22 protein-coding genes, 1 tRNA gene and 1 pseudogene are annotated in these 19,355 nt (G+C 43.5%); 15 read left to right on the forward strand and 9 right to left on the reverse strand.

The genetic code is table 11. The features are described from left to right. Positions 1–96: 96 nt before the first annotated feature. The 3 genes and pseudogenes from MKY54_RS12520 to MKY54_RS12530 all read right to left on the reverse strand — a co-directional run. On the reverse strand, positions 97–1,182 hold the full coding sequence (locus MKY54_RS12520) for a hypothetical protein (protein ID WP_081387258.1): 1,086 nt from the start codon (positions 1,180–1,182) through the stop codon (positions 97–99). 638 nt (positions 1,183–1,820) lie between these two features. Then, a complete protein-coding gene (locus MKY54_RS12525; RefSeq protein ID WP_038570197.1) occupies positions 1,821–2,006 on the reverse strand; it encodes a hypothetical protein in 186 nt (61 codons plus the stop codon). A gap of 246 nt (positions 2,007–2,252) precedes the next feature. Beyond that, positions 2,253–2,998, reverse strand: a pseudogene (locus tag MKY54_RS12530) (dihydrodipicolinate synthase family protein); the annotation flags it as partial. Positions 2,999–4,079: 1,081 nt separating this feature from the next. On the opposite strand from MKY54_RS12530, the gene MKY54_RS12535 reads away from it, so the two are divergent. The 4 genes from MKY54_RS12535 (at position 4,080) to MKY54_RS12550 (ending at position 4,839) form a co-directional block, all read left to right on the forward strand. Next, the gene (locus tag MKY54_RS12535; protein WP_256716060.1) at positions 4,080–4,214 is read left to right on the forward strand and encodes a hypothetical protein; all 135 of its coding nucleotides are present in this window, start codon (positions 4,080–4,082) and stop codon (positions 4,212–4,214) included. Between the two features lie 119 nt (positions 4,215–4,333). Further along, entirely contained in the window at positions 4,334–4,474 is a 141-nt protein-coding gene (locus MKY54_RS12540) for a hypothetical protein (protein ID WP_175618939.1), read from the forward strand. Between the two features lie 55 nt (positions 4,475–4,529). Further along, positions 4,530–4,655 carry a hypothetical protein gene (locus MKY54_RS12545; RefSeq protein WP_256716059.1) on the forward strand — a complete coding sequence of 42 codons (126 nt, stop codon included), beginning with the start codon at positions 4,530–4,532 and terminating at the stop codon, positions 4,653–4,655. A 4-nt stretch (positions 4,656–4,659) separates the two neighbouring features. Further along, on the forward strand, positions 4,660–4,839 hold the full coding sequence (locus tag MKY54_RS12550; RefSeq protein WP_076100890.1) for a helix-turn-helix domain-containing protein: 180 nt from the start codon (positions 4,660–4,662) through the stop codon (positions 4,837–4,839). A 140-nt stretch (positions 4,840–4,979) separates the two neighbouring features. Here the strand turns inward: MKY54_RS12550 and MKY54_RS12555 are convergent. From MKY54_RS12555 to MKY54_RS12565, 3 genes are all read right to left on the reverse strand, one after another. After that, positions 4,980–5,051: transfer RNA gene (locus tag MKY54_RS12555), tRNA-Val, on the reverse strand. Between the two features lie 151 nt (positions 5,052–5,202). Beyond that, complete coding sequence (locus tag MKY54_RS12560) at positions 5,203–5,505, reverse strand: hypothetical protein (protein ID WP_036686108.1); 303 nt, start codon at positions 5,503–5,505, stop codon at positions 5,203–5,205. Between the two features lie 162 nt (positions 5,506–5,667). Further along, positions 5,668–6,813, reverse strand: a complete 1,146-nt coding sequence (locus MKY54_RS12565; protein WP_339190642.1) for a copper amine oxidase N-terminal domain-containing protein — start codon at positions 6,811–6,813, stop codon at positions 5,668–5,670. A 271-nt stretch (positions 6,814–7,084) separates the two neighbouring features. Between MKY54_RS12565 and MKY54_RS12570 the strand changes: the two genes are divergently transcribed. The 4 genes from MKY54_RS12570 (at position 7,085) to MKY54_RS12585 (ending at position 9,347) form a co-directional block, all read left to right on the forward strand. After that, positions 7,085–8,158 (forward strand): site-2 protease family protein, encoded by a 1,074-nt coding sequence (locus MKY54_RS12570; RefSeq protein ID WP_339191180.1) that lies wholly within the window; start codon positions 7,085–7,087, stop codon positions 8,156–8,158. Positions 8,159–8,257: 99 nt separating this feature from the next. Beyond that, the gene (locus MKY54_RS12575; RefSeq protein WP_076219148.1) at positions 8,258–8,470 is read left to right on the forward strand and encodes a hypothetical protein; all 213 of its coding nucleotides are present in this window, start codon (positions 8,258–8,260) and stop codon (positions 8,468–8,470) included. Positions 8,471–8,577: 107 nt separating this feature from the next. Continuing rightward, complete coding sequence (locus MKY54_RS12580; protein WP_076129114.1) at positions 8,578–9,021, forward strand: GNAT family N-acetyltransferase; 444 nt, start codon at positions 8,578–8,580, stop codon at positions 9,019–9,021. Positions 9,022–9,107: 86 nt separating this feature from the next. Beyond that, on the forward strand, positions 9,108–9,347 hold the full coding sequence (locus tag MKY54_RS12585) for a DUF3892 domain-containing protein (RefSeq protein ID WP_036686113.1): 240 nt from the start codon (positions 9,108–9,110) through the stop codon (positions 9,345–9,347). 62 nt (positions 9,348–9,409) lie between these two features. Here the strand turns inward: MKY54_RS12585 and MKY54_RS12590 are convergent, their stop codons facing one another. Beyond that, positions 9,410–10,147, reverse strand: a complete 738-nt coding sequence (locus MKY54_RS12590) for an MBL fold metallo-hydrolase (RefSeq protein ID WP_339190644.1) — start codon at positions 10,145–10,147, stop codon at positions 9,410–9,412. A gap of 164 nt (positions 10,148–10,311) precedes the next feature. On the opposite strand from MKY54_RS12590, the gene MKY54_RS12595 reads away from it, so the two are divergent. Further along, positions 10,312–10,866 (forward strand): copper amine oxidase, encoded by a 555-nt coding sequence (locus MKY54_RS12595; protein WP_339190646.1) that lies wholly within the window; start codon positions 10,312–10,314, stop codon positions 10,864–10,866. An 80-nt stretch (positions 10,867–10,946) separates the two neighbouring features. Beyond that, positions 10,947–11,258 carry a DUF1292 domain-containing protein gene (locus MKY54_RS12600; RefSeq protein ID WP_036686118.1) on the forward strand — a complete coding sequence of 104 codons (312 nt, stop codon included), beginning with the start codon at positions 10,947–10,949 and terminating at the stop codon, positions 11,256–11,258. 130 nt (positions 11,259–11,388) lie between these two features. Here the strand turns inward: MKY54_RS12600 and MKY54_RS12605 are convergent, their stop codons facing one another. Then, positions 11,389–12,864 carry an aminotransferase class I/II-fold pyridoxal phosphate-dependent enzyme gene (locus tag MKY54_RS12605; RefSeq protein ID WP_036686120.1) on the reverse strand — a complete coding sequence of 492 codons (1,476 nt, stop codon included), beginning with the start codon at positions 12,862–12,864 and terminating at the stop codon, positions 11,389–11,391. Between the two features lie 97 nt (positions 12,865–12,961). Between MKY54_RS12605 and MKY54_RS12610 the strand changes: the two genes are divergently transcribed. From MKY54_RS12610 to MKY54_RS12625, 4 genes are all read left to right on the forward strand, one after another. Then, on the forward strand, positions 12,962–14,251 hold the full coding sequence (locus MKY54_RS12610) for an MFS transporter (RefSeq protein ID WP_076183344.1): 1,290 nt from the start codon (positions 12,962–12,964) through the stop codon (positions 14,249–14,251). Between the two features lie 377 nt (positions 14,252–14,628). Further along, positions 14,629–15,225 carry a hypothetical protein gene (locus MKY54_RS12615; RefSeq protein ID WP_036686566.1) on the forward strand — a complete coding sequence of 199 codons (597 nt, stop codon included), beginning with the start codon at positions 14,629–14,631 and terminating at the stop codon, positions 15,223–15,225. A gap of 259 nt (positions 15,226–15,484) precedes the next feature. Beyond that, positions 15,485–16,900 carry an NADP-dependent phosphogluconate dehydrogenase gene (gene gndA / locus MKY54_RS12620; protein ID WP_038570246.1) on the forward strand — a complete coding sequence of 472 codons (1,416 nt, stop codon included), beginning with the start codon at positions 15,485–15,487 and terminating at the stop codon, positions 16,898–16,900. 144 nt (positions 16,901–17,044) lie between these two features. Then, complete coding sequence (locus MKY54_RS12625) at positions 17,045–17,593, forward strand: shikimate kinase (protein WP_339190647.1); 549 nt, start codon at positions 17,045–17,047, stop codon at positions 17,591–17,593. 4 nt (positions 17,594–17,597) lie between these two features. Here the strand turns inward: MKY54_RS12625 and MKY54_RS12630 are convergent, their stop codons facing one another. Continuing rightward, on the reverse strand, positions 17,598–17,903 hold the full coding sequence (locus MKY54_RS12630; RefSeq protein ID WP_036686126.1) for a rhodanese-like domain-containing protein: 306 nt from the start codon (positions 17,901–17,903) through the stop codon (positions 17,598–17,600). 110 nt (positions 17,904–18,013) lie between these two features. Between MKY54_RS12630 and aroA the strand changes: the two genes are divergently transcribed. Then, positions 18,014–19,306, forward strand: a complete 1,293-nt coding sequence (aroA, locus tag MKY54_RS12635) for a 3-phosphoshikimate 1-carboxyvinyltransferase (protein ID WP_076129118.1) — start codon at positions 18,014–18,016, stop codon at positions 19,304–19,306. The last annotated feature ends 49 nt before the right edge of the window (positions 19,307–19,355 follow it).

Below are 19,355 nucleotides of genomic sequence, written 5' to 3' on the forward strand. Positions count from 1 at the left end.
GATCGCGCAATACTCACAATTACATTAATAACTGGTCTTGAAAAAGTCAGTGTGGCGGTGGTGCCCCGAACTGCTGTATTTCTGTAACGTTTCCGCTTAATTGGATTTGTCAGATGCTTCATAGATTAGGCAGCGAAGGGTCTGATCAGGATAGCGGAACTCCGCGGTATAGCTACTTCCATCTTCCAGCAACAGTTTAACATCCACCATCCCGCGTTTGTTGTTAAATTCGGTATCGGTTAGATAAGCTTTGATAATGGTTCTTGTTTCTCCCTGCTTGTCCGTGATGACCTGCACGGCTTTATGAATCCAACTGGCATCCTTCTGGATGGTGCCGGCTGCGTCGTCGTCGATGGGAGTTCTCTTCAGTGCCAAATTAATGGCTGTCGTATCCTCTACGGCACCGGTTGTTGCATTAATCAACACATCATATTCCCAGAATACCTCGCCTGATCCGAGCAGGGTAAGATTCTTGTAAGGAGCAAAATGAACTGTCCAGGTTGGACGTTTGGTTAGTCCCAGCTCAATCAGCATTCCCGATGTTTTTAGCTTGGATACGTCGGCATCGAACAGCTTGCGCACACTGTCAGAGGCCAGTGCCTCAGCTTCAACCTGGCTGATTTTTTGAGACTGAAGCTGAGGCACAGTCGGATTTCGTTTGGACACGAAGTAATTCAGCCGGTAGTACCAGTCAATCAGCTGTAACAGTTCCTCATCACTCATACTCCTCTCCGGGTAGGTGTACGTATTGGTTTCTAAATCTAGATACAAATCTGCTTGTCCAGCCTTTAACGGCAGCTGCTGCTTGGGGCGGAGGCCGTCATACACATACTTATCGTCCAACACTTGTCTGCGGTTGATTTCGGATTCGGTTTCTTCCCGACCTGAAGTATGGGGATCTTCTGCCTTGTCTATAAAGTCATAGATTTGCTGGATTTGCGCTGCTGTCATCTGTTGATACAGGTCTTGTTGTATGGTGGATACTGGCGCCGGCGCCTCCACCTTCAGCACGGGTATCGTGCTTTCACTCAAAGCCAGCCGGTTACTGCCCTGAATTGACGAACTGTTCTTGGCGAAAACTACGGAATTCATCAGGCTGGGGACGAGCAGCGCACTGGCTGCAAGCACACCAGCTGAAAACAGGATAACAACTAATGTAGCGGACCGCTTTTTCTTGTTCAATCGGATTACCTCCATTGGGATCTAAGATGATGAATCTTTATACATCTTAACACCAAGTTATTATAGAATTAGGAGGATAGTTGTTATGGAGTTGTAAAAAGATCGGATACTTCCCCTTCACCAAGGACAGTCAGGAGTTAATCTCAATTTTGTCCACGTTTTTCTTCAAGAGCCACAGCTACAATGCAAGAAGTGTCTTTACAATAAAGATGTGCCAGAAGCGGGAAGTGTTTACTTAGTGTCGTATTTACATCGATGTGATTAGTCATAACTTTTCACCTAATTGGAAGTATGATTCGTGGGATAATTACATGAACAACAATAAAGTTATTAAGATGGACTTTAAAGCAGAAAAACGATTGGTTGCGAAGAAATAGATAGTTCGGAGAACAAGGAGTTTTTGTACTGATGAACAATAAAGATTTTCAATACAGAGAGACATACTTTATTGTGGGGAATCCAGCAACTCTATGGATACTCATACTTGGATTGGTTTCGTTTGGAACCAGATCCAATAGGCCATCTTATAGATTATGGTGGGATTGTAGAGGGGATGCACCGGATCTATTAAACTTGCTGGATCTCATTTTGTTTGGAAGTGATTTGAATTTAGAGCATGCATTCAATAACCTACGATATCACACTTCTTTAATCCGTTTGATCGCCCAAGAAGGAAAAGAAAATAAACCACTCTTAGTTCTTATTGTGAAGTAACCTGAAGAGTCGCTCTCCTGACAAAAACCAACATATGTCTCTCCACTGACTAAATGTATTTGTAGTTGTAATTCTGTTTCAATTGCGTGAAAAATCAGTGTGAGATTCATATTATAGCCCCCTTGCATAAGATGATTATATTCATAAAATACCCACTTCATTGTTAATGAACGCAAAATAGTTGACAATTGACAATGTTGTAATATTTTAAGCGTGATTTTGGCATAAGCATGTCTATAACAAATCCCCCAACAACCTTAAGTGGTAGGAGGGGGATTTGTTGTATTGATGAAAACTAACGATCCTTACCAGTGTTATAGAGCAGCATATATACTTCCAAATGAATTATATTAAGGTTATACAGTAAACTTTAATTCCTTTAGAATGATATTCAGGTGATTCCTAACGGATTTGTTTAATGGTTGTAAAGGCAAGGAAGACTAGGACTTTTAATTAAGCCGATTATTTCAGCAGCTGCTGAACTCACTCGAAGGCTACCGTAGCTATTGAATAACTTCCAGATCGGTTCTAGTAATGTTGAAAGGTGTTGTGCTTCTTCTAAATGGCCACTTTGAGTCATTCTTGTGATATCTAGACATAACCTCGGAAATAAACCACCTAGCACTGAGTACCATAAGTCACAACCTGCACTCAAGCCTGGATATGCGGATGGATTCCCGCTTATTCCAAACGTAACATGGAGTGGAATAACAGCTCTGAGTTTTTCTACAGCAATTCTGCTGTGCAGCTCATCACTGAAATGGAAATGTGAAGTGCCGGGATTATCATAAACACAAAGTGGAATGGAGAGTGAACTTGTCACCTGTTCGTATAGAAAAAACACCTCTTCATCTGTTAGTGCCTGATAGGAGATAGGAGCCAAGAGTACTGCACTTGCCCCAGCTTGTTGTGCATCTTCCGCTAATTGAAGTCCTTCTAAAGTTCGAATCGCACTTATGCTTGTCATCACGGGAATCCCTTCAGCAGAACTAACAGCAAGCTCAAGGACACGCAAACGCTCCCCTCTACTAAGATACGCATAGTTTCCAGTTGATCCCAGTACACCAATTGAGTCTACTCCCGCCTTTACCAATTCTTTAATAAAAAAAGGGACCAATTTTAGAGGCTAGGTGTTGTTAGAAATTATGAGTTGCCACGTTTGTCCCGTAGCGATTTAGATTCAGAACAAACATAAAATAACCTGTCAAGCTAATGCCTGAAGAGTCTATTAGGTGCTTATACGATAAACTCTGTAAATACTGGGCTTCGAAGCATGCCAGATTTGGTCCGGGACTCCAGATGTACAAACTCCGTATCCTTACCTTTGTATATCAAGATATCAAAGATGGCGTAATACGCTGGGAGTGTCCCAGTGAGTTGAGTTATTTTATCAGTTCCTCTCGCTTGAAATCGGCTCATAACAGATTCAAAATCGGATACTCTCAGTACGAAGATACAGGGACAGAGAGGGTTAATAGCCCTCCTCTCACAAAGGTTATAACGTAGTAGATACATATTGCGACATGAAAAAAAGATAAAAATGCTTATGCATCCTTATCCTTTTCAAGTAATTCTATTATTCTGTCTAATTTTTTTTCTCTATGCTAGTAGTTTTATCTGAAACCTTGTTTTTGGTTCCATAATCACCTTTTAACAGTAAAACCAAGGGAATCGCCAAAACAAATACCAACGGTATTAAAAAAAAATATTGCAAGATAGCACCTCATTAAAAGTTTTTATTTAAGTATAACAAATTTCAAAAAAAAGACTCTCTCCCACAAGGAGGATATAAGAGATAGTTTGGCTGTACTGAACTTATAAAGGGGTTGGATAATCTTCATTTCTTACCCATTAAAGATATACCATAGTAATCCATAAGCTATTCCGAAGTAAGCAATCACACCTAGTAAAGAGATGGATAAAAGAATAGTGATAACTTTCTTGCCGTTCATAAAATTCACCTCTTAATTAATATAGCACGGATTTAGGGAGGAACTGACGTCAATATGGTTAAGATCATCTTTGCTTTTATTCTCTTAGTTTCATTCATAGGGTAAATCGCCGAAATGGACAGAAATAAATTCGGTAGCATGACATGGCAGCAATATGTGTTGCTTCAATAATCGCATTAGCTGCGGTGGTTATTTTTTCATAAAACCCAAATTTGAGAGGAGCAATTATAAATGAAAGCCAACGTAACTACAAAGATCAAGGATATCAAATTTGGTAATAAAGAGGACGTAATCACGTTAACGATCGAGGGCAATATCACAGACCAGCAGGTATCCATCCTGCGAAACATTAAAAATACTGGCTAGCATTCGTAAGCTTCAGCAGCTCGCAAGCTGATCTGGATGATTATACTCCAACACATACGCATCAAGGTATTCGCGGAACGATTGATAATGATGGATCGGTTAATGTTGACTCCGGTCAGATGACGATAGAAGAGGTGACTGAAGAGGAAGACGAGAACGAAGAAAGAGAAGACGATCAGGAAGAACAGGAAGAACAACAGGAACTAAAAGATACAGATGGTCAAATAATTCCTGTGAATAAAGACGATCTGCCGTTCTAAGATGGTATACTCCCCGACTTCGGTCGGGGGATTCTTAACAAAGGGGGATTGCCCAGTGCAACAGATTTTATTGCCTGAGATAGATAGAGAACGGACGCAAGCTGCCGTTGAAGCGGCTCTTGAAAAATATAGGATATTTGAGTTTTTGTCTTTCGAGAAGGAGGAAGAGAAGGGTGATTGAACAAATGTATAAGACTACTTCTGATTATCCCTCTGTACTTACAGCGAAGGAAATACAACAAATACTTGGTATAGGTGAGCGTCAAACATATGAACTATTAAACTCGGGTCAATTTCATATCGTGAGGGTCGGAAAGATGATAAAAGTCTCAAAAGATGTATTTCTTAAATGGTTACAGGGATAAAAAAAAGTGGTGCCGATTATGGCACCACTTTTGCTTTAGTCTACTACAGGGCACCATAATGGCACCAATTCGTAATTCACTCAAAACATAAACATCCCTAAACAAAAGAAAAAGCCTTATTATATAAGGCTTTTTCAGTATAGGACGGATGGGGTTCGAACCCATGACCCCTACCCTGTCAAGATAGTGCTCTCCCGCTGAGCTACCGTCCTGCGACGAAATTTATAATACCATACGATAGAGTAGGATGGCAATTCTTTTTTATAATCAATATAGATGTAGAGTGGTATTATATCTTAATTTTCTCCGATTAAGTAGTTAAATAGCTAGAAAGGGGATGACCCTTCATCCCCCTGCACCGAGTCAGATAAAAAACGGGAGTAGAAATAGACTGCTTATTCCGAAAAAAGGGATACGGCGTGGATAGAAGCGGCGTCTTGGGTAAAAGCCGGGCTGGAACCCGAATTGTCTATAGTTCGACTGCTCGGCAGGCATTCCGTTCATACGATCGACCATTTCATTGCTGGGAACCGCTAGGGTGATATAGTTCTGATCCACGTGAGCGATGAAGCCGTCAAAGGATTGACCATCAGTCGTTACTATACCTACATATTTATTCATGCAATTCCAAGCGACCTGTTGATGAAAATTTGTATTTGATTCCATGGATATCCTCCTCGAATGTTTCAATCCTGATAACAGTCTATGGTCCTTTGCCTACAACGTTCACGGCGTTTGCCTATATGTAGGAAGGTTAATTTTCAGGGATAATCACTGAGGAGGATTCGATTAGTTCTTTAATCTATACACATGCTTGTGCTGTACTTTCTAATCAGTATTATTCTTGGAGTTATTGGAATGAGCTTCAATGGAGTAGATAACTTCTTTTTTGCCAGTAAGCGGGGAGTCATTTATAAAATACAATTTGTCACCGCTCCGTTTTACGAATTTCAAAGTATCTCCTTTAAAAGGAACATCGTTATTTTCCGCATATTCCTGATCCTTTGCTGTGAGTAGCTCCTTATACAAAAGGGTTCGCTCGCCTGTTTGGCGGTCGATTAAGGTTAGCAATCCATTCTGATTTCCACGAAGCAGTATGATTTCTTTATCAATGCTTTCTACATAGTAAGCATCTTCCTCGCCACCCAGCTTTACAAGATCAAGAGTATCTATTACATTGCCTGTGCCGTCTTGGATGAAACGTAAGGTATTACCATCATGCAAGATGAGGTTGCCATCATAAGGTTTGAAATCCGCATCTCCTCTGAACTGGTAAGCGAATGTGGCCTTGCGTAGTAATGCACCATTTTTGAATATGAGTGTGATTTCGCGTGTATTAATATGAGGCTCTCCATAGGAATCAATAATCTTAATGACTAGCAGACCCCCCGCCGTTTTCTCGATCTTCATTCCTGCCCAGTCAAAGTTTGTTTGGAGTGAAGTGAGTTTTATCACCGTATCCTTGCCTTGTGAGACATATAAATCACCATTAGCTTTGACCAGCGTATAGGTACGCCCTCCAAAGGATTCTGTGAAAACATTGTAGGTCTTCAGATCATCTGCTAAAAGTGTGTTCGTTGTGGAGTCCAGACGGAGATGGCTGCCTTCGAAAGCCTTAACGATAAAACGGGCCGGCACATATATCCCATCTTCTTTGGATTTAAAAGGTATTCCTCCTAGATCTACCGCTTTCCCGTCAAGCACGCCTGTTTGACTCCCGATTCGAACAGCAAAATTTTTAGTCCAGCCTTTGAATAGAGCACGTTTGCCGGATTTATCCCATTCCATTTTTAAGCCAGCTTGCCCAGCGATCCCCCGAACATCTACGTAGATTACACCATTTTTGAGCAGCGCAGGTCCGCCTATGTTTCCACCAGGAACGCCAAATTGGTAGTATACTTGCGAAGTATTAGCAGAGGAAGCTTGGGCGAGCGCAGAGGACTCCGATACAGTTAATGAAGAGCTTGCTGACATGGTGGCAGGGAGTAAAAGTGTTGAGAGCATTAAGACGGATAACCAAGCTTTGGAGTGAAAAGAGAGCATATGAACCAACCCTTTCTTTATCTGGCAGTAAAATTTATCCAAGATAGTTGGTTTGACGCTGAAACGTTTCTAAAAGTTGCGTCGTATACTTTCCAAAGGGCTCACTGTAGAAATATCCTTAATGCTTCTATGATAAGATAGATGGAACTGTACAGTAGTTTCTTAAAATTGAAAGATAAAGGAGCTTGTGATCTTGCCGCAAATGCAAAATGAGCAGAAAAAGAATACTTCTACTCCGCTGAAATGGTTGGGGGGCGGAGCCGCCATGCTCCTGTTAAAAGGAAAGGCGATTTTGTCTCTGCTGAAAATAGGTAAAATTGCCGGGCCGTTAATTTCCATGATGGTTTCGATAGGGGCATATGCTTTGATTTATCCGTGGGGGTTTGCTATAGGTATCGTCCTGCTTTTGCTTGTTCATGAATTGGGACATGTCATAGCCGCTAAGCGGATCGGGTTACCCGTCAGCGCTCCGTTATTTATTCCTTTTTTAGGCGCGTTAATTACTATGAAAAAACATCCGCTGGATGCGAAGACAGAAGCGTATGTTGCTTTTGGCGGACCGATTCTGGGTACTATTGGGGCTACTGCTGTTTTTGGAGCGGGATACTATATGGATAGTCCGCTTCTTTATTCCCTGGCTTATATAGGCTTATTACTTAATTTGATTAATCTGCTGCCAATCCATCCGCTAGACGGTGGACGTATTGCTACCGCAGTTACGCGCTGGCTGTGGCTTGTGGGTCTGGTGGGTGGCTTAGCTATAATCGTTTACTTGCGTTCGATTTTGTTCTTTATCATCTGGGCAATGTTTGCTTACGATCTGTATAATAAATATGTGAAAAGACGTAACAACAACCGCCCGCAGTCTGTGACTAAGGGGTTCTTAATTCCCGTGGAGCCCTTGCGAGAGGCGGGTTACATGATTCCAGGAGCTGAGCATCGCCGGGATTTACCTTTTACTACCTACAGTGATCTAGAGAGACAGCAGTATGTTGTGGTCAGATGGGACCAGCTGAATTATTATGGCAAAGCTACACTGCCACAGCAATGTATTATTGAAAAGGTAAGAATTTCGCAGCTGGAGCAAGTAACGTTAGAGAATGGTCTTCATTTAAAGATGCAATGTGACATCAGCTGTACCGTGCACGATAATGATAAGTATTACGATGTGCCAGCCAGTACACGCTGGAAATATGGAACAGCTTATTTTGTTTTAGCAGGCTTTTTGGTTGGGATGATGTATCTAGTCCATTTGGTTGGAAACGTCAATCTCTAAGAGGGCAACTGGAATGAATAGCTCCTATTGTTTATAAAGCTCCTGAATCGTCAAAGCTGTAGTGAGTATAACTGCAGCTGCGATGAAAGGAGCTTTTTTATGTCTAAAATTGTGAAATGGGAAGTCGGCGTTTGCCTAGTGTTACTGCTGGGTGTAGTGGGGTGCTCTACGGTGAAACCCGCAAAAGTTATCGAAATCAATGAGATGACCAATCTGGATGGCAAATCTAAAAGTCAGTATCCTCCGTTGTCACCTGTGATGCAAGACGTATATAACCGTTCAATCCCTGAAGAAGTATATTCTGTGGATTAGTCTACTGAGAGGTTAAGGATTCCATGTGTAGGCTTTTCTTTCTTGTCATTATTTTATATAATAGACAACTATCGTTGGCTATATAGAGAGAGGAGTTTGCAACTAACATGGCGGCAGAAATCTTACGGGTAACTACAGAGGAACAGCTTCAGATGGGGCTGGATATCCGCACTAAAGTATTTGTTGAGGAACAAAAGGTACCGGCCGAGGAAGAAATTGACGAATATGATGCCATCAGTCCGAATGCGCACCATATTCTGATTATAGATGAAGGGATACCTGTAGCAACGGGTAGATTGATCTATTACAAAGCAGGTACGGCTAAAATGCAGCGCATCGCCGTATTGAAAGAATATCGGGTCAAAGGATACGGACGTGTCTTGTTACTGGCGATGGAAGAGCTTGCTCGGGAGCTTGGACTGGAAGCTTCAATTCTAGATGCTCAGTGTCAGGCAGAGAATTTCTATAAGAAACTCGGCTATGAAGTTATTTCTACAGAGCCATTCTATGATGCAGGTATATTACATGTACGGATGCAAAAAATGCTTTAAAGATTGGTGCACATAATTATTGGACGCTCTACGCAAGCTAGGATGTGCCGAATGATGGCAAATCCAAGTGCAAGGGGCGAGCTAAAGTGCCAAATAACGAACGTGAATCTTTCGTAGCTGTTCAAAAAAATGGGGATGGCGATTTAACAAGCTTCCAGACCTCTACAGGACGTGTGCTGGCGTATGACCAAGCCCTGCAAGAAGTACAGGCCGGAAATATTGCCGGAGTGAACGCTTTTAAAGGTAAGGATGGAGAAACTTATATTCGCGGAGATGCGGATGGAGATCCAACTAACAATCTGGATAATTTGCCGACATTTTCATAGTTCAACACGAAAAGCCGTACATACGTCTACAGACGTTTATGTACGGCTTTTTTTTGTAAAGATCAGAGTTTATAGTTCACATGCTGCTCTAAAAATTCCATCTCTCCTGTAAGTCCGACGAAATCTGGTTGTTCATCGCTATAATGCATGAGCTTGATCCGCTCGCGAACATCTTTAGGCAGAGACATCAGCTCTTCCAGCGTGGTGTGAACAACGCCTGTTCCACCTAGTTGGCAGTCATGCAGGATGATCCGGATCCCGCGCTCCCGCACAAGGCTAATCAGTAGATCCGGCTGAAAGGTCATGTCCGCACTATAAAAAATCTCGTTGTTTATTAGAAGGGAATAACTGTTTTTCCCGGGAATATGCGGTGTTTGTATGATCTCTAATGAAAGAGTAGGAGAGAACTTGTAGGTATTTTCAGGCTGCATGGGCTTAACATCGAAGATATCAGATAAGGAAGACACAGCATCTTCTTGGTATAGACCTCCCTTTAACGTATTGTTCCATAAGGGCTCTATAAGTGTCTCGGGAAGAAGTAAGGTCATTTTTTTACCGTGCACATGCTTTAAGGTTAGTGCAAGCTCTTCCAGCCCTCCAACATGATCTGCATGAATATGTGTAATGAGCGTAGCATTTACGTCACTGAAGGATTTTTCAAGTCTATGCATGGCAAGCGGGGCTGTTATCCCGCAATCAATCAGCAGGGTGTAATTTTCATCTAGCAGCAAGCCATTGTTGTTAAAATATTTTTTCGCAAAAGCATTGCCTGTTCCTAGCATTTGTAGGCTTAGACTCATAAGAAAGAACCCTCCTGAAATCGGTTATAGCTAATGTTTCTACTTCGAATAAGACCATAATATCATTTTTCGCAAGATCAATGAAATATTTACCTGAAATCAGCGCAACTTGCTGAAACAAAGTAAGTATATATTAACAGCATGAATTATCTGGAGGGTCTCAAATGAATAGATGGAAAAAAATCACTTTTTGCGTGTTTGCTTTTTCCTTAATGGGTGGCTCATTATTATTCGCCGATTCCGTTAATCAGAAAATTAGAGTATGGAGCAACGGAAAAGAAATTGTAGACGGCGGTTATCTAATTGATGGAAAAACGTACATTCCTGCTAGAGAAACAGGCGGGGTTGTTACTTGGGACGGTTCTGGGAAAGTTACGATCCTTAAACCTAATGTCCATATTGTACTTTTTAAAGGGGATACGGTTTTTGGCAATGTCAATGTAGGCAAGCTGAAAATAAAGATATTAACTCAGGTAGATAGTCTGACCGAAGAGATTTCAGCTGTGAAAGTGGCCATGACAGATCCGTCTGGAAACGTTAAGGATATTCAGTCACAGGTGCTTGAAGGCTCGCAGAAGGATAATTTCTGGTTTCCAACCTCGGAGTTTACTTATGATTTTAAAGAAGCGGGCAAATACCGGGTAGGCTTCTATATTAAGCCCTCCAAAAATGCCGATTACGTACTTGTGTCGGAGAAGGTAATAACAGCGTTAAATTAGGTGTTCTAAATTGACCTGAACTAATCTAACGTGGTACGATACCAGATGTAGGATAATACAATTCAAAGTGAGGTATTACAATGAGCGATCACAAACATGAGCATGGTGAAGCATGCGGTTGCGGGCATGATCACGACCATGAGCACGAGGAGTTTGTGCTGACCTTGACGAACGAGCAGGGCGAAGATGTGGAAATGGTGCTTGTAGAAACGTTCGACATAGGCGAGAAATTATATGCTCTGTTGTTAGAGCGCGAGAATCCAGAAGCAGACGGCATTATTCTGCGTATGGAAGAAGAAGACGAAGAAATGGTATTGTATAATATCGAAGATGAAGAAGAATGGAAAGCTGTTGAAGAAGCTTACAACAATCTGCTTGCTCAGCAAGAATAGATTCTAGCGACTAAACTTAAGCTGTTCTATGTGAATGGAACAGTTGATGCTTATATACAGAAACCCGATACTCATTATGGTATCGGGTTTTTGTATAAATGATTTAAGTTTTTAAGGAAAAAAATAGATCTTAGGATATAGGATCGGCTTCAACAATCACCTTAACATTAGTGATGCTGCGGTCCTCAGGCCCTTTAACCGGCAGGCCGATTTCGACGTGGTCGATAATGTAGTCGATATTATCCTGAGTAATGACTTCGCCAGGGAGGAGAATCGGTATCCCCGGTGGATATACATAGATAAACTCTGCAATGATGTACCCAGCAGATTCGCGGAACGGAACTAACTGAGTGTCAGCATAAAAAGCATCTCTTGGAATTAAAGCAAGCTGCGGGATTTCTGGAACCTGAACCTTCAGTTCATAGATTTCACCCTTGCTATAATGGATAGCGGATAGCACCCGTAAAGCAGCTAATAATTTATCTACTGATTCTTGAGTATCACCTGGGGTAATAAGGCAAAGAATATTATACATGTCACTCAGTTCAACTTCGATGTTGTATTTCTCACGCAGCCAGTTTTCGGTTTCGTAACCAGTGATCCCTAAATGGCGAACGTGAATGTTAAGTTTGGTTGGATCTAGATCGAAAGTTGCTTCTGTTCCAAGTATTTCTTTACCAAAGCTGTACAAGCCTTCGATAGTGTTAATGGTCTCGCGTGCGTAGTTGGACAATTGGATGGTTCTTTCCGCCATTTCATGTCCGTTCAGCGCGAGATTGCGTCTAGATGTATCGAGAGACGCTAATAAAATATATGAGGTTGATGTTGTAGTCAGCATGCTCATAATGGTCTGCACCCGTTGTGGGTTAATCAGCCCAGTCTTCGCATTTAGATTCAGTACCGAGCTTTGCGTCATGGAACCACCAAGCTTATGCACACTAGTGGCAGCTATGTCCGCACCGGCCTGCATGGCCGATACCGGCAGATCCTCATGAAAATGAATCAGTACTCCATGTGCCTCGTCCACCAGAACGGGTACCCCGTAACGGTGAGCCAGGTCGACAATCGAACGCAGGTCGGCACATACGCCGAAGTACGTTGGATTGATAACTAGAACTCCTTTAGCGTCTGGATGACGCTTTAACGCTCGTTCCAGCGCACTGGTGGTTATGCCGTGATCTATCCCGAGATTCTCATCCTGTACAGGCGAGACGAACACAGGCTTGGCTCCGGAGAAGATAATGGCCGACATTACGGATTTATGAATGTTACGCGGCACAATTATTTTTTCACCCGGTGAGCAGACAGAGAGGATCATCGTCATGATGGCATTGCTCGTGCCCTGTACGCTAAAATACGTATAGTCGGCGCCGAAAGCCTTCGCAGCCAGCTTTTGAGCCTCCTGGATTACGCCAGTTGGCTGATGTAGATCATCAAGCGGTGCGATGTTGATTAGATCTATGGATAGAGCGTTATCGCCGATAAACTCACGGAATTCGGCATCGGTTCCTAGCCCCTTCTTATGCCCGGGAATATGAAATTGAACTGGATTGCCGGCGGCATGCTTTTTTAGAGCTGTGAAGAGGGGAGTACGGTGTTGATTCATTTAATGCTGTCACAACCTTTCGCGAATAGTTAATTTTTAAGGCAAGCATCAGTATAACAAAACAATCTTCAGAATACTAGGATTTGGATGTGATAGAATGTCCACGAAAGCTGAACAACGGATGAATATTAGTTTAGCATCACCATTTATTGTTGAGATGTGGGTAATTATTTTTTTAGTTGAATTTGTTAAAGGTTCGCTGCTTGTTGCCTTATTGCCAGTGTATATGGAGAATATACTGGGGCTGTCGGTGACAGTAGTGGGATTCGCTTTTGCCCTACAGTATTTGGGGGACAACGTCTTCCGCAGTCCTTCAGGCTGGGTTATGGAGCGCATAGGGTTCCGCTGGACGATGACAAGTGCATTGCTGCTGATTCTAGTAGCCATTGGTTTGATCATCTATGCCAAAACGGCCGTTGCGTTATCCATCGCCTGTCTCATTCTTGGGATCGGGACCTCACCGCTTTGGCCATGTGTGATGACCGGGATTACCGAGCTGGCCGGATCAACCAAAAGCGGCAGCAGTGGTGCGGCCATGGGCGCTGTTGAGATGGCTTCTCTCGCAGGAACAGGAATCGGTCCAATTGTTGTGAATTTTTTAATGGATCAGGGTGGACAAAGCTATCACGTAGCTTTTCTAGTCTTGTTAGGTTGTGCTGCCGCTGTAGTTGTAGTAGCCCTTTTCTTACCTAAACGAATCTCTTCTAGCGGGTCTCATGCTGTCGTGAGGGACATGCATGGACTTGGCGGAGCAATGGAGCGTAAAAAGCTTAGTCCGTTAGAAAGTATAAAAAGAACGCTGCATCAGGTGAGAACTACCCTGAAAGTCAGCAGATGGCTGTACCCGGCGTTGTTCCTACAGGCCTTCGCCATTGGCTTGATGACACCTGTAGTTACCTTGTTTGCACGTACAGAGCTGCATGTTAGTCCCAATCAATTCAGTTTGCTCCTCATTGCAGGGGGAGGGATTACAGTTCTTGCACTTATTCCCGCAGGTAAGCTGGTGGACCGTATAGGGACAACGGTGTTTCTGAATATAGGTTTTTTGTTAGCTGCCTTTTCGCTGGCCTTTTTCTCTCAGGTTCGCTGGCTGCCACTTGCCTTTATCGCGGTTGCGCTGGTCGGTATAAGCTACGCGCTTATCCTCCCGGCATGGAATGCCTTTCTGGCTAAGCAAGTTCCTAAGGGGGAACGAGGGACGGTCTGGGGGCTGTTCTTGACACTCCAAGGCTCAGGAATGGTAGCGGGGCCAGTATTGTCAGGTAGATTATGGGATCATGTAGGACATGGTGTCCCATTCCTGGCAAGTGCTATTGTAATGTTGCTGCTCTTCGGGCTGCATCTGCTTATCGTGCATAGAACGAAACAGAAATTTAAGACTAGCTGAGGAAAAAAAGCCGCTGATAACCGGAGAATGATCCGGTAAATCAGCGGCTTTTTAGAAAATTAGAATGATATACGATATAACGGAAGTAAGTTTCGAAGGTCTTCTGTATGACACTGTGCAGCTGAAGGACTAGAACGTTTATGCTCCAAAAGGACTAAAAGGCATTAAAATTCTCGATCAGCGTTTGGAGAAAGGCTGTTGCGGGTAAAAATAGTCAATAAACCAAGTTACCGCTACATAAACTGAAGTATAAAATAAGATTAAGACGAACGCAAAAAGGAAGTTAACTCAAGAAGAGGTCCGGCAGCCATGATTACTCTGGAATTGAACTAATGAAGGTTGGCTTTACAGATGTGAAGCTGTTAGGGGGGAGTGCCGTGAACAAAAACGACGAGGTGGAGTATTGTAACCTGGAACTGCGGTTCGACAGACAGCATATCCAGGACCTGATCAAGGATTTGATTCAAGAAGGTTATTCCCTATATTGGAGCGAGAATGAACAGGTCTTTGTGATTTCGGTCCGTACGGGTCGTAAGTTAGTGAAATTGCGGTTTCAAAGGATTAAAGACGGCTATAAGCTTGTGGGTGATTATATGATCCGTGATGCTCGCTTGTCAGAGTGGATGGAGAAATTAATTGGGGATATGCGCGGGCATGCAATCGTTAAACGTTTCCGGGATCGGCAGATTATTATTGAAAATATTTTGTTTGGCGAAGTGATTCGCCTAGTTGAAATTTCTGGTTATCAGCAGCGCGTGTTATATCAGAAGGGACCTATGCTCACAGATGAGGAGCTGACAAGACTCTTTTATTCTATTGAAGGGGAAGAACGGGTTCGCCAGCGGAGAATTGAAGTGGATGAACAGTTGGATCGGTTAAATGATGCCCTAAAGGCTGGAGATACGGTTCGCGCGGACAAATGTCGAGCTGAGCTTGCCTTTTTGACCAAGGAATTGTTTATGTTAGAATGGTAAGCAAGTGCCGCAAATGTTCTTTCAAGGCACCCCGTTCATCGGGGTGTCTTATATTTGTATTGGAACTTGCAGACAGGGGTTCACTTCTGACGTTAAAAACGTTAAAATAGTCATTGTGATCATTTCTTAGACTGAATTTGTCAATGAAATTGATCTCTATTCGCAGGGCAGGCTTTGCTGTCTCTGATAAAGGGTGGTATTCTTATACTGCGAGAAATGGATTTCACAAAAATATAGGGTGCAAAGGGTGGAGGACCAGATGGCAAAACAACAAATCGGCGTTATTGGCTTGGCGGTAATGGGCAAGAATTTGGCTCTAAATATCGAAAGCAAAGGTTTTTCCGTATCCGTATTCAACCGCTCCCCGGAGAAGACACATGATCTTCTTGCTGAAGCGGAAGGTAAAAACCTCGTAGGCACATTTTCCGTTGAGGAATTTGTAGCTTCGCTGGAAACACCGCGCAAAATTCTGATCATGGTTCAAGCTGGTAAAGCTACTGATGCTACCATCGAGCAACTGCTGCCGCATCTTGATCAAGGCGACATCATTATCGATGGAGGGAATGCTTACTTCCCTGATACAGTTCGTCGTAGTAAAGAACTGGAAGAAAAAGGTTTCCGCTTTATCGGTACTGGAGTTTCCGGTGGTGAAGAAGGTGCTCTTAAAGGTCCTTCGATTATGCCAGGTGGTCAAGAAAGTGCGTATAAACTTGTAGAGCCTATCCTAACGGCAATCTCAGCCAAAGTGGACGGAGAGCCTTGCTGTACATATATCGGACCTGACGGTGCAGGACACTATGTTAAAATGGTGCACAACGGTATCGAATATGGTGATATGCAATTGATCTGTGAAGCTTATCAGTTGTTGAAAGATGTTCTAGGTCTGGATGCAAAAGAACTTCACAATATTTTCAAAGAGTGGAACAGCGGCGAGCTCGACAGCTACCTGATTGAGATCACTACTGATATCTTTGCTCAATATGACGAAGAAACCGGCAAACCTATGGTTGACGTTATCCTTGATTCTGCTGGCCAAAAGGGTACTGGTAAATGGACAAGCCAAAGCTCACTAGATCTTGGTGTACCTCTGTCCATGATTACTGAATCCGTATTCTCCCGCTTCCTGTCTGCTATGAAGGATGAGCGCGTAGAAGCAAGCAAAGTGCTTAACGGACCAGAAGCAACAACATTTGAAGGCGACAAAGCCGAATTCATCGAGAACGTGCGTAAAGCATTGTTCGCGAGCAAAATCGTATCCTACGCGCAAGGTTTCGCTCAACTTCGCGTAGCTTCCGACGAATATGGTTGGGATCTGAAATATGGCGAGCTGGCTAAAATCTGGCGCGGCGGCTGCATTATCCGTTCCCGTTTCCTACAAAATATCACAGATGCTTATGAGAACAATGCAGAGCTTAAGAATCTGCTTCTTGATCCTTTCTTCAAGAATGTTATGGACAATTACCAATCTGCATGGCGTAAAGTCATTGCTTCTGCGGTAACTTTGGGTGTTCCAGTCCCTGGATTCTCCAGCGCATTGGCTTACTATGACAGCTACCGTACAGAACGTTTGCCTGCTAACTTGCTTCAGGCTCAACGTGATTACTTTGGCGCTCACACCTTCAAACGTGTGGACAAAGAAGGCGTCTTCCACCACAACTGGATGGCAGCGGAATAATCTAATTGACTGTATGACAAGCGGCCCGGACGGCTTCACCAGAAATGGGGAGCCTTTCGGGTCTTTTTTTACTGGAAGAAGCGGATTGTCTAATGTTTTGACCCTGTGTTATGATATGACAAATATCGCGGTTGGAGGATAGTCATGGCTGGGGATACAGAAGAACTAAAAACGATGAGTCAGGAAGATAAGAACAAAAACATTATTTTAGTAGGGATGATGGCGACTGGTAAGTCAACTGTTGGTGCTATTTTGGCCGAGGAGCTGGGCTATGAGCTGGTTGATTTGGATCATGTCATTATTGAGACTGAAGGCAGAAGCATTGCAGAAATCTTCGCAGAAGATGGTGAGGAATACTTTCGAAGCGTAGAAACTACGGTTCTAAAGCAAATGCTAGAGTCTGAGAATAAATTAATATCTACTGGTGGAGGCGCGGTATTGGCGCCGGGAAATACAGCCTTAATGCTGAGTAAAGGGCATGTAGTTGCGCTAACGGCAACTGAGGAAGAGATTATTGCACGTGTTAGCGGGGATGAGAATCGTCCGCTGCTCGCCGGCAATGCAGAAGAACGGGTCAGACGAATCATGGAAGATCGCCAGGATGCATACCTATTCGCGCATTACACGGTCGATACAACGGGACTGACTGCGGCAGAAGTGTCGCAACATATTTTAATGCATTACCGCGGTTGAGCTTTTAAGAGAGTGTCTCATTCCATTCAATCATACCGCCGCTGAGGTTCGCAGCATTATAACCAAATTGCTGTAGATATTCGCAGACACGTTGGCTGCGGGCACCGGAACGGCAAATGAAGATCACTTTGGCGTCACTTGGAATATCCTCAGTTCGGTGCGGAATTTCTCCCATAGGGATATGTTGTGCACCAGGAATCATCCCAAAGGCCACCTCTTCGTCTTCGCGAACATCGATGAGTACAAGGTCTTCACCTGTCTCTATACACTGCCGTAATTCTTGCGGTGTGATTTGTGGTACATTATGCATGGGTTTGACCTCTTTTCATCAGAAGAATGGTTTAATGATAACACAAGAACAGAATACCCTGTCAAACGAGCATTACATACCAACTACATCTACTAAGGAGAGTTTATATTATGGACGTTATTGTTAGGCCAACGCCATCTCTGCAAGGAGAATTTGGAGCCCTCTCTTCCAAAAACTATACGACACGTTATCTGCTGGTTGCGGCATTGTCTGAAGGAGTAAGTACGATTTATCATCCTGCACATAGTGAGGATAGCGATGCGATCCGCCGCTGCATAGCAGATTTGGGTGCTGTGCTTACAGAAGATGAGGAAAAAATTGTGATTCAAGGCTTCGGACGTCACCCAAAAGATGTTAAAGAACTTAATGTAGGAAATGCCGGAGCGGTGCTGCGTTTTCTTATGGCTGTGGCCGCGTTAAGTCCTGAGGTTACTTTTGTAAATACGTATCCAGACTCATTGGGCAAACGTCCGCATGACGACTTGATTGTGTCATTGGAACAGTTAGGTGTTCAGGTTGAGCATAATGAAGGGAAACTGCCGATCACGATCCGTGGGGGTAAACCGGTTGGAGGCAGAATTACTGTCTCTGGTGCAGTAAGCTCCCAGTTCCTAAGTGCTCTGCTATTTCTGACGCCATTGCTTGAAGAAGATAGTGAAATTATTGTCCTCGATGATTTGAAATCGAAGGTTGTCGTGGGCCAGACCTTGGAAGTGTTGGAGCAGGCAGGTATTGTGGTGCACGCTGCGGATGATTACATGTCCTTTAAAGTTCCCGGTCGTCAAGCTTATGCAGCTAAATCATATACTGTTCAAGGTGACTACCCAGGCTCTGCGGCAATCCTTGCGGCGGCTGCCGTTACAAAGTCGGATGTGAAAATTCACCGTCTTGCAGAACAAAGTAAACAAGGTGAAAGAGCCATTGTTGATGTGCTGCGGATGATGGAAGTTCCTCTTACACATGAAGAGGGTACAGTACATGTCCAAGGGAACGGTATCCTAAAAGCTGTTGAATTCGATGGAGATGCTGCAACCGATGCGGTACTGGCCATGGTGGCTGCTGCAGTATTTGCAGAAGGTACCTCCCGATTCTACAATGTTGAGAATTTGCGCTATAAGGAATGTGATCGCATTACCGATTACTTGGCAGAGTTAACCCGTGCCGGAGCCAAGGTAGAAGAACGCCGCGATGAGATTATTGTTCACGGCATGCCCGAAGGTGTCGAAGGCGGAGTCACCATTAATGCGCATTATGATCACCGCGTAATTATGGCACTATCCGTAGTAGGCTTGCGTGCGCGTCAACCTCTTTTGATTAAGGATGCACATCATGTGGCAAAATCTTATCCGCAATATTTTGATCACTTGCGTGCGCTTGGTGCGAATGTGGAGTGGGTACAATAGGAATAAGGGAGCTAGCGTATCTAGCTTCAGTTAAACAAGGATCATTAAG

Source organism: Paenibacillus sp. FSL P2-0121 (assembly GCF_037975345.1).
Classification (GTDB): Bacteria; Bacillota; Bacilli; order Paenibacillales; family Paenibacillaceae; genus Paenibacillus_AQ; species Paenibacillus_AQ odorifer.